Source organism: Vibrio sp. 10N.247.310.98 (assembly GCF_041467395.1).
GTDB lineage: Bacteria > Pseudomonadota > Gammaproteobacteria > Enterobacterales > Vibrionaceae > Vibrio > Vibrio crassostreae_C.
Genome location: NZ_JBFSUL010000131.1, coordinates 1 through 1,054 on the forward strand (window position 1 = coordinate 1; position 1,054 = coordinate 1,054).

A 1,054-nucleotide genomic window follows, 5' to 3' on the forward strand; every position below is an offset into this window, starting at 1 on the left:
GGCTTTGTTGCGTAATTCAATGGAACTAAATCAAGAACCTACGATCTGATCAGCTACCACCACTCTCTCTCGTAGCCTTATGCCTAAACCTCGTTACAAAACAACCAACTGGAAGCAATACAACCAATCACTCATTAACCGTGGTTCTTTGACCTTCTGGATTGATGAAGAAGCAATAAGTGGGTGGTCGCAAAGCAAACAGAATAAGCGCGGGAGGCCACGTCGGTTCAGTGATTTAGCTATTACGACAGCACTCATGGTGAAACGAGTTTTTTCTATGCCACTGAGAGCGCTGCAAGGATTTATCGACTCGATATTTAGGTTAGCCCATGTGCCGTTAAGTTGTCCGCATTACACCTGCATCAGTCGTAGGGCCAAGCAAGTTGAGGTCTCATTTAAGACTAAAACGAGAGGAGCGATACAACACCTAGCCATTGATGCAACTGGCCTTAAGGTTTATGGCGAAGGTGAATGGAAAGTCAAAAAACACGGTACGGATGGCAAGCGTAGAGTCTGGCGAAAGCTTCATATTGCCGTCGATACCAACACTCATGAGATCATTGCCGCCGAGCTAAGTTTATCGACGGTTACAGATGGCGAAGTACTCCCGAACTTACTGAAACAAACACGCCGAAGTATCCTTGAGGTGTCTGGTGATGGCGCTTACGACACGAGAGCGTGTCACGCTGCTATTAAGATGAAGGGAGCCATTGCGCTTATTCCCCCAAGAGAAGGGGCAGCCTTCTGGGAGCGTGGTCACCCTCGAAATCTCGCCGTGGGTTGCCAGAAATTATACGGCTCAAATAGGTATTGGAAAGAGCGGTATGGATACCACAAACGTTCATTGTCAGAAACAGCGATGTATCGAGTTAAACAGTTGCTAGGAGGACGATTGAGCTTAAGAAATTACAATGCACAGGTGGGTGAAACTTACGCGATGATAAAAGCGTTGAACAAGCTTACTGGGTTAGGTATGCCTGAAACTTGTCGTATTGATTAAGAAATACGCGAAACGGGGTAGTTCTATCTTTAAATTTAATTACGCAACAAAGCC

1 protein-coding gene is annotated in these 1,054 nt (G+C 45.9%); it reads left to right on the forward strand.

Annotated elements, in window-relative coordinates:
• Positions 1-79: 79 nt before the first annotated feature.
• Positions 80-1,000: an IS5 family transposase gene (locus AB6E78_RS22920; RefSeq protein ID WP_372134269.1), complete on the forward strand. Its 921-nt coding sequence runs from the start codon at positions 80-82 to the stop codon at positions 998-1,000.
• Positions 1,001-1,054 lie beyond the last annotated feature (54 nt).

Coding starts and splice junctions, on each gene's coding strand:
- AB6E78_RS22920 (WP_372134269.1), top strand. CDS start 80: ATGCCTAAACCTCGTTACAAAACAACCAACTGGAAGCAATACAACCAA.